Raw genomic sequence first — 9,491 nt, forward strand, 5'->3', positions numbered from 1 at the left:
AATTATTTTGATAGTTCAAAAGTACCGCGTCTAGACTAAAATTATTGGTAAAAAAAACCTAAACCCCCAACCCCCTTCCCTAGTAGGGAAGTGGGAGTATTTCACCCCTCTCCTTGCAGGAGAGGGGTTGGGGGAGAGGTCTTCATTGACTCAAATTTTCGCTAAAATCTGCAAAATATAGGTGAGTTTGGTGATGTATAAACTTTCACTGCTCCTCCCCAGGAATTTAATTGCCTTTTATTACAATCACCTGTTTTTCCTTTTGCTTATAGTGCTAAAGTATGAGTTCCTTTTATAATAAAACCTATATCCTTTTTTGCATAATTAAAATTATCTATCTTATATTCCTCAATTCCTTTATGACTGTTATCAAAATAGAAAGAGATTATAACTTTACCACAATGACTAGGAGGGACGATATATTCAGCGTATAATTTTCCATCTTGCTTGACTTCTATTTTTTCTTCGCGACGAGGTTTACAAAGTTGACTATTGCTTGTACATTCTATTTTTTTTCCCTAATTATTGAAGCAAATTTATCTCCCTAATAGCACTCAATTTACAGTATTGAAAATCTGCACCTATTAATGCAGCTATTATTTGCACTTCTACCAATAATAGCAACAATTATTTGTGTTCGAGAACCCTCATTTTTAGAACTCATCTAAATTTAAAGCTTAGTTGTAATAAGTGATTAAATTTTAAGAATTTTAGCAAAGAAATAAAGCCCAAGCCTAGTTATAGGAATACTTCATTATTCAAAATTTATAATTCTTCTAATTTTTAAAAGAAAGGATTAACGCCAAACAATAATCAGCAATCATATTATTTCTGATAGTATCGCTAGTCTCTAATAAAATATGTCATATCTTTTATTCTCTAAACAAAATTTCCGTACATTTTTATTGAAATTACATAAATTTCTAATAAATCGAAGCAGGATATTTTGGTTGGGTTTAAGTATAGCAGTTGTATTAATTTATGGTATTGAATCTCTGAAAGCTGCCTTTGAAACTAAATATATAATTCAAGATGATGCACGACAACATATATTTTGGATGCGTCGTTTTTTAGATTCGGAATTATTTCCTGAAGATTTAATTGCTGACTATTTTCAGTCAGTAGCACCTTGGGGTTATAAAAGCTTTTATTGGTTAATAAAATCTCTAGGCATCGACCCAATTTTTTTAGGTAAATTATTACCAATATTTCTCGGATTAATTTCTACAATTTACTGCTTTGGAGTCAGTTTACAAATTCTGCCAATTCCCGCTGTCGGATTTTTTAGTTCATTCATTTTAAACCAAACTTTATGGATGGAAGATGACTTAGTTTCTGCTACTCCCAGAGCATTTTTCTATCCACTTTTTTTAGCCTTCTTATATTACTTACTCCGAAGTTCCTTATTTCCTGTTTTGGTAGCGATCGCTCTCCAAGCAATTTTTTATCCCCACACAGTTTTACTATCACTAACCATCCTAACTATTCGACTATTCGATTATCATCAAAAGCGGTTAAAGTTTACCTCAATTAAATTAAATTATTGGCTTTGCTTAGGAGGAATAATAACTGCTGCAATAATACTTTTACCATACAAATTTTCTGCTACAGAGTTCGGACCAATTATTACTACTACCGCCGCCAAAATACAACCTATTTTCAATTATGGTGATGGTAAATATGGCAGAGCATTCTTTTTTCATCATAATCCCTTAGTTTTTTGGCTCACAGGACCGAGGAGTGGTATCTTATTTTTGGGATTATTTTCACCACTGGCTATAACTTCATTACTATTACCTTTTTTACTTAGAAAAGAAAAATTTACTCTAGCAAAACAAGTTTCTGACAAAGTAGGAATATTAATTCAAATTCTCATAGCATCAGTAGGATTATTTTTTCTAGCTCATATCTTTTTATTTCAGCTTCATTTTCCCAACAGATATATTTATCATAGTATGCGAGTAATGATGGCAATAGCTGCTAGTATTGCCTTAATAATTTGGTTAGATAATTATTTAAAGCAAATTATTTCTCAGCTAGAAAATGGTTTAACTTTCCCACAAGGAATATATTTCGGATGTACAACTTTGTTATTAGTATTATTGAGTATTATTCCTTTTTCTCAAGACCTAACCATAGATAATCAATCCTATATTAAAGGCAAAGAAATAGAACTATATGAATATTTATTAGCACAACCTAAAGATACATTAATTGCTTCCATATCCAAAGAATCAGATAATATTCCCACTTTTGCTCAACGTTCTACTTTAGTCGCGCAAGAATACAGCCTACCTTATCATGTGGGATATTATAGTCAATTTAGTCAAAAATCTATTGATTTAATTCAGGCTCAATATACTCCTAACCCAGAAGAAGTTAATAACTTTATTCAGAATTATGGGGTTGATTTTTGGTTGCTCGATCTAACAGCTTATGACCCTAGATATGTAGCCGATAAAGAATTAATTCGTCAGTATAATTTAACAGATTCAATTGTTTATCAACTGGAGCAAAATCTTATCCCTGCTTTATCAACTACTGTGGAAATTTGTACTGTATTAACCAGTAAGCGAATAGCATTACTACCAACATCATGTATTAAAAATGAGTTGATAAAATTGACTCAGGATAATCCTTAAAATCATCAAAATTATGTAGTAATTGCTGAATAAATTATCAGCTTTAAGGAGTAGGTATAACTGAAATCAGAAATTAAATTATTACTATGATTAAATTTCATAGTTTGAGAATGTCTTAATAAGTAGGGTTTGCTGAAAAAGTCTTTTCAGGGAGTAGGGGAGTAGGAGAGTAATTTTTTTGCCCAAGTCTATCAAAATCCTAACTTTTTGAGCGTTTTCAACTGAAAACCTGACACTTTTTTCGACCATAAAAAGGCTCAAACCTTTATATGTAAATACTTTGATATTTAATCAGCAAGCCCTAAGTAGGCACACAAAATAAATTGCAATTTTAGCAATACTAAAACCCTAATTTTATAGGCATTACAGAGAATAGATGTGTGCAATTAATTACCTTTAGATACTTAGTAATAGCGATTACTATATAATCAAGGTTTTGGGGAATAGCAAAAAATAAATTATCCCAATTTTTGTACTCCTATAGTTAACTTGTTACTTCCCACTCCCTGACTTGTTCAATTTCTTCCCTACTCCCTACTCCCTACTCCCTACTCCCTACTCCCTACTCTCTTACTTTCATAGCTAATGGGATAATTTTTTGTTTGCTTGATGAAAATGATCGATTGATAAAATGCAATAAATAAGTGGCACTACTTCAAAACTAATGCACTTATGAAACTCAGAATACTGTAAAAACTTTTACTCCTATCACACTTAAAAAAACTCTTGCCTTTCCTAACTAAAATCTTTTCAAGATAACACTACAAAAAAGTATTAAGACATTAATAAAATTAAAATCCTTGACAATCAATAGTTTAAACTTGAGCTGTTAACGCAGTTCCTTCGCAGAAGGCTAGCCGATAGCTTAAAACTATAGAGCCTATGTATGTGATATAGCATTTCTGTTATGAATGAGGTAAAGTATTTGTTTCTATTCCCTATTTCCTAAAATCTCAAACTTGTATATCTCGCCAATTTGAGAAATGCTATATGTGACTTTAATCACCCCAAATTAAAATATTTTAATCATTTCTAATTCCTAAAAAGGATTATGCCAACGCTGGCTATATCCACGATTATAAAAACTATTATTACGCCTGGAGAAAGGATTGTTTGAAGGAGGTTGTGGTACATTTGGATTTACCTGATTAGGATTCACTCCATAATTATATTGTTGTTGTTGATTTTGTGGATATCTTTGATTGTTGTAATAGTTAGGCACTCCCCAATTATTAACTCCATTTACTCCATTTTGATTATTGGCAAAACTATTAGGTACTGCTGGAATTAATGGAGGGAGATTTAGATTAGTAGGTTGTCTGTAAGTATAGTTATACCCTGGTAAATTAGTTGGGTTATTCGTTTGATTTATTCCACCTGATAAATCAGTATAGTAAGGTTTTGGAGGAGTAACATTTATGGCTGGTAAAGGCGGATTATAATTACTTCTTTCCTGAGATTTAGGAATATTGGATGTTGGTATATTCCGAATGGGAGAAGGTTTAATATCCCTTGGCTTAATTTCAGTTGGGTAAAGGTTAATATTATTTGTTTGAGACTGATAATTTGAGGGAGATTGAGATTTACTTTTAGAACGCAAGTACTCATCCATAGCATTCTGTAGAGCATTGACAGGTTTTTCTTTTTTTTCCTCCTGGTTTGTTCCGTCGAATAAATTCATACTGCGTAACAGAGGAGAAGTTGACAATTTTGTCTTTGGCAGTTGATTTGTAGAAGGCAAATCATTAGTTTGTACTCCCCCGTAAATATTAATTTTGGGCAGAGGGTTAGCTAAATCTTCTTTTTTATTCGTAACAGATGTATTTTTTGTTTTTCTTTGGGATCTATCCAATAAATTTTTCTGAGAACTTACTGGAGGATTAATTTGCAGTTGTTGAGCAGTTTTTAACTCTTCTATTAAAACTGAGGAATTGCCAATATCGCTCATAACAGAAACTTCTTCAGGAGATAAAGTTTCAGTGATAGTATTGCCGTTTGATACTGAATTATCATCATCTTCAATGGTTAACCATTCTGGATGAACTGATAATTCCCAAGCAAATAATATAACTAGAGAAGCTACTCCAATCGGCCCCCAAACTAAGGGCTTTGTCAAATGACTAAATCTGGCTCGGAAGTAGCGTATGGAATTAGGTAATTTTTTCTTATCAGACATAGGTTTTGTTCCTTCATTTATTATTTTTTTTACTACATTAGTCTGTTCTTTAGTTACAGTAAGATAATTTCATTTTTGTAGTCATACTACTAAATTAACATGAATATAATTATTTCCAAATTACTTTTTAATGCCGAGGAACTAGGGAGTCAAAAAACTGTAGTGAATTTCCAGATATAACCTAAGCTATATATTTCCCTTATGAAGATATTTGGAAACTTTACTAGGTAAATATAGTGATATTGGAATAATTTTTGTTGGTAATATGAAAATTTAATTAAATATTACGAAATGATTCAGACCTGAGCCAAAGTCAACAAATGTTATTTTTTACTGAAGAAATAAATTATTGAGCAAAAAATAAGGTATCAAGCCTCCCATTTTAAGGGGGTGAAAAAAATGTTCGATTCAGTATTTCAAACCTCTGGTTTCAAGCAGAGGTAATGTTTCACTACGCGACATAAAAAACGAAGTTACCGAATAATTAAGGTAAAAAGCCTCTCCTAATTAGGAGAAACAAGCGGTCGGAAAGCGGAGCATGACCTAAGATGGGATGGCGAGGTTTCCTCGCTAGGCTCCAATCGACCAGGAGAGCGGTCGTTTCCGCTGTCGCCGACTTGAATTGCGGAGCATGACCTAGGATGGGATGCTGAGGAAACCTAGCCATATCAAATCTACCCTTGAGAAGAAAAATTTTTCATGATTAATCAATCCTATCCGTTTTCAAGGAGAGGTAATTGTTAATTATTAATTATTAATTGTTGAAGACCCAGGAGGCTAACTGAAATGACTGTTCACTACTAAATTTATCGCTCCTTAATTATTGTAGCTTAAATACCTTTAGCTAGCAAATACTAATATTACTTGAGTGTAACGAGGTAAACTGACATCTAAAGACAAGTTGCCATAGTATAGCTCCGATACCCAAATTTAAAAACAATAACTATAGCGCTACGCGCAACTCAAAAGTAAAAAGTCAAAAGTTAAAAGTAATCTCTCAGAGAGTTTTTCCTGGGGAAATGCTCCACAAACGAGATTTACCAATGTCAAACACCTAAATGCTTAGTGCTATATCTTTAAATTGAGTACACACATTAAATCATAACAGAAACAAAATGGACAAACAGGTTAAATTGTTGCCAAATAAGGAAAAGTTGCTAGAACAAGCTTTGGACATTTGCTTATCTAAAATTCAAGCAGCGATCGCAGAACGTGGCCAATGTACAATAGCTTTAGCTGGTGGAAATACTCCAAGGCCACTTTATGAATCAATAGCAACTCAAAATCTGCCTTGGGATAAAATTCATGTATTTTGGGGCGATGAACGTTATGTAGCTCCTGACCACCCAGATAGTAATCAAAGAATGGCCAGGGAAGCTTGGCTAGATCGAGTACCCATACCACCAACAAATATTCATCCTATGGAAACAGGGGCGGGAGACCCGGAAGCTGATGCCTCAAGCCATGATGCTCATTTGCGAGAATTTTTTCAAGTCCCTACAGGAGAGTTTCCCAGCTTTGATTTGATTTTACTGGGAATGGGAGGTGATGGTCATACAGCTTCCCTATTTCCTTATACAGATGCGTTAAAAGTAAGCGATCGCCTAATTACCGTAGGCAATAAAGATGGCCAACCGCGATTAACTTTCACAGTTCCATTAATTAATCAGGCTCGTGGCGTTATATTTCTAGTTGCTGGTGCAGATAAACAAGAGGCATTAGACCAAGTATTTGCAGAAAAAGCTGATAATATGAATTATCCTAGTCGTCTGATCCAGCCTCAAGGGGAATTACAGTGGTTAATGACTGGTTTGACATACTCTCCGACCTAAAGGTGCGGAGCTCTGATAGAGAGATAGGGGGGGTTGGGGAGATGGGGAGGTGGGGGGAGAAAAGCCTCTAATTAAATACATTTACTCTCCCGAAATATCCAGTTAAGGGCAATTACATAACTTCTCTATTTTGTCAAGATAGCTCAAAGGGGGAGGCTTTAAACCCAATTTGTCGGTAAATATTTGAGCAGTGATTAATCTCAAACAAATCTAGAAGAAGCAAATTATCAAGTATTGTTGAGGTCAACAAGTGACATACTCCCACACTAACCATTCGGTATAATGTGGGCTTCTCGCTTCGCAGTCCTGCCATTGCATCGGACAAGAGCGAGCTTTAAGGACGGGATCAAACGCCGCCCTTTTGGCAAATAAAAAAAGCGGATCACCTAGTAGCGCAACAAGATTTTACATTCCCAACGGATTACTAGATATCTTGGGATATAACCCCTAATCTTATTTTATTTTCATTATTCATCGCTGGCGGTTGTTAACTCAAACCAGCTTGGGGTCTATCATAACTTGACATCCTCCCGACGCTGCTCTACGAGACAGCGCGGGATTCCCTAACATCACTGATAGGGACTTTCTGCTTCATAGCACCTGCCTCCAAGGCCGAACCTCTTTTCGGTCTTACGGTCGCTCCACAGACTGACACTGCTAGCCCAGCAGCCTTTAAGTAGAGTAGCACACTCCAAAAAAAACCGCAAGATTGATTGGTTTTCATCCCGACGCTCCCCTCCGGGAGAGCGCGGGTCTTCAACCAACGTTGAGATAACATAAAATTTGTAAATTAACGGGACATCGAGTCCCACTAATTTACCGCCAATTAATCTCACACCAAATAACAATTATGGTGTGAGATTAATTGGCAGGTCAGCTAAACGTTGGTTGAAGAGCTGCACTTTTCTATAAGGAAGCAGAGGGATGGGAAAACCAATCAATCTTGTGGTATAACTAAACTGGTTACTAACCCGCCCGAACGTATACGAACAGACAGGTTAACCGACAAAGATTACTAATTTTGGTAACACCGCAGAAAGATCGTTAGATCGGGGAAGAGGAATAGTCACTGGGAACACTCCATACTTGAACTCAACACATATAACAAAAAGTTTTTTGTTCAAATATTTAGGCTGCTGGGCTAGCAGTGTCAGCGCCAGTAACTCATGGGTGAGACCCCCTTTTGCGGCGCTGACTTGTCTGTGGAGCGACCATAAGACCGAAAAGAGGGAAGGACCTTGGAGGTGGGTGCTATGAAGCAGAAAGCCCATTATAGTGATGGTTAGGAATCTCGCGTTGTCGCAGGGGCGCAACGTCGGGAGGATGTCAACTGACCGATAGCAAGGAGAAGATAAATGATTGTCTGTCCCAATTGCAATCATCAGAATCCTGATGGAGCAACCCAATGTGAAGCTTGCTATACTCCCTTACCAGTAACTACAAATTGTACTAACTGTGGGGCAATAGTTCAAGCTGATGCTGCCTTTTGTGGTCAATGTGGCTTTGATCTGAAAGCTGCTGCTGGTAAAGAGGAAGGTCAAGTTTTATCCCAAACAGATCCAGCAGTGATGCCAACTATAGTATCACCTGTATCTACACCAGATACAGATATACCCTCAGTAGATATACCTGACCTAGACCTAGTAGAGCCATTAGTGACACCAGAGCCTTTGGTATCTGGTAGAGTCAATTTAGAAAAATCTAGCAACCCTAATACTCCAGTTTCTATTGAAGAAGAGGAAGTCCCACCAACCATTAATGCTATTAGCACACCTGTTGCTATCCCTGAAGTAAGTTCTCCATCTCCGACTGGGGGAAAAGCAATTCCGGCCAAGACCCAGTTGCAAAAACAGTCGGCCAAGTTGTTTCATATCAGAACAGATACAGATATTGAATTGCCAGTTAATTTATCCGTGATTCATATAGGTAAACCCAATGACCGAGTACCTCCAGATATTGATGTTTCAGGATTTCCTGACTCTGAGGTGGTTTCTCGTAGTCATGCTGATATTAGAGTAGAAGGAGATAGTTATTATATTGAAGATACTGGTAGTTCTAATGGTACTTATGTTAACAACATTCCTTTGACAAAAGGAAATAGACATAAGTTAAGACCAGGTGATCGGATATCTTTGGGCAAAGGAGACTTGGTTTCATTCCTGTTTCAAATTTCTTAGCTCAAGTTTAGATTGGGGGTTGATTAAAATCCTTAGCTCAAGTCTTCCTATAATTAAGTTCTTCGATGGAGAAGTCCTACATATATTATGGTTCAGCTGCTGGACATAAAAAGCATTCTCGTAGTAGTCTGTGAGGAAAGTTCCTCCTAACAAGGCAACAAAGAGGCCAAAGTCTTAGTATCTAGTACCTTAAGAAGAGATCGAGCCAAACAAATTACGGCTATTTTCATTATATTAGACCACAGTTGGGACTAACTATGGTTGGTCCCGACAATGGTTGTAGTGTTTACTCTGTAGTTCATCTACCTAAAAACCACGATAAAAACTAAATAATCTAAAATTGTCTCAGGTGCTCTACTAAAAATATTAAATAGCAAATGTGATTAGACTAACACTGCTACATCCACTTCAGTCTATGCCAGTCAGAAGTTGGACTTTCGATCATAAACCTGTCATTAAGATTGGGCGTTGCTCAGATAATGATGTGGTTGTTTATAGTTCTGTAGTTTCTCGTTATCATGTTGAATTAAAAGCTAATCATCGCGATTGGGAAATTATTAATTTAGGTAGCAATGGTACATACATTGATGGTAAACCAATCAGGAAAGTTAGGGTAGTTAGTGGGTTGATAATTAATTTGGCTCTTACTGGACCAAAATTGCGA

Annotated in this window: 6 protein-coding genes; 4 read left to right on the forward strand and 2 right to left on the reverse strand. The window is 36.0% G+C overall.

Features of this window, described 5'->3' with window-relative positions; translation table 11 throughout:
* Positions 1-950 precede the first annotated feature (950 nt).
* The gene (locus F6K22_RS20300) at positions 951-2,642 is read left to right on the forward strand and encodes a hypothetical protein (protein ID WP_293101817.1); all 1,692 of its coding nucleotides are present in this window, start codon (positions 951-953) and stop codon (positions 2,640-2,642) included.
* A gap of 1,039 nt (positions 2,643-3,681) precedes the next feature.
* Here F6K22_RS20300 and F6K22_RS20305 read toward each other — a convergent pair.
* On the reverse strand, positions 3,682-4,818 hold the full coding sequence (locus F6K22_RS20305; RefSeq protein ID WP_293101820.1) for a hypothetical protein: 1,137 nt from the start codon (positions 4,816-4,818) through the stop codon (positions 3,682-3,684).
* 1,115 nt (positions 4,819-5,933) lie between these two features.
* On the opposite strand from F6K22_RS20305, the gene pgl reads away from it, so the two are divergent.
* Positions 5,934-6,650, forward strand: a complete 717-nt coding sequence (gene pgl / locus F6K22_RS20310; RefSeq protein WP_293101823.1) for a 6-phosphogluconolactonase — start codon at positions 5,934-5,936, stop codon at positions 6,648-6,650.
* Positions 6,651-7,191: 541 nt separating this feature from the next.
* On the opposite strand, the gene F6K22_RS20315 is transcribed toward pgl, so the two are convergent.
* Positions 7,192-7,428 (reverse strand): hypothetical protein, encoded by a 237-nt coding sequence (locus F6K22_RS20315; protein ID WP_293101825.1) that lies wholly within the window; start codon positions 7,426-7,428, stop codon positions 7,192-7,194.
* A gap of 577 nt (positions 7,429-8,005) precedes the next feature.
* Here F6K22_RS20315 and F6K22_RS20320 point away from each other — a divergent pair.
* A complete protein-coding gene (locus F6K22_RS20320; RefSeq protein ID WP_293101828.1) occupies positions 8,006-8,827 on the forward strand; it encodes a double zinc ribbon and FHA domain-containing protein in 822 nt (273 codons plus the stop codon).
* A 379-nt stretch (positions 8,828-9,206) separates the two neighbouring features.
* On the forward strand, positions 9,207-9,491 hold a 285-nt coding region (locus tag F6K22_RS20325), incomplete at its 3' end, for an FHA domain-containing protein (RefSeq protein ID WP_293101831.1).

The sequence above is a fragment of the Okeania sp. SIO2F4 genome, from assembly GCF_010672385.1.
Taxonomy (GTDB): domain Bacteria; phylum Cyanobacteriota; class Cyanobacteriia; order Cyanobacteriales; family Microcoleaceae; genus Trichodesmium.

Coding starts and splice junctions, on each gene's coding strand:
- F6K22_RS20305 (WP_293101820.1), bottom strand. CDS start 4,818: ATGTCTGATAAGAAAAAATTACCTAATTCCATACGCTACTTCCGAGCC.
- pgl (WP_293101823.1), top strand. CDS start 5,934: ATGGACAAACAGGTTAAATTGTTGCCAAATAAGGAAAAGTTGCTAGAA.
- F6K22_RS20315 (WP_293101825.1), bottom strand. CDS start 7,428: ATGTTATCTCAACGTTGGTTGAAGACCCGCGCTCTCCCGGAGGGGAGC.
- F6K22_RS20320 (WP_293101828.1), top strand. CDS start 8,006: ATGATTGTCTGTCCCAATTGCAATCATCAGAATCCTGATGGAGCAACC.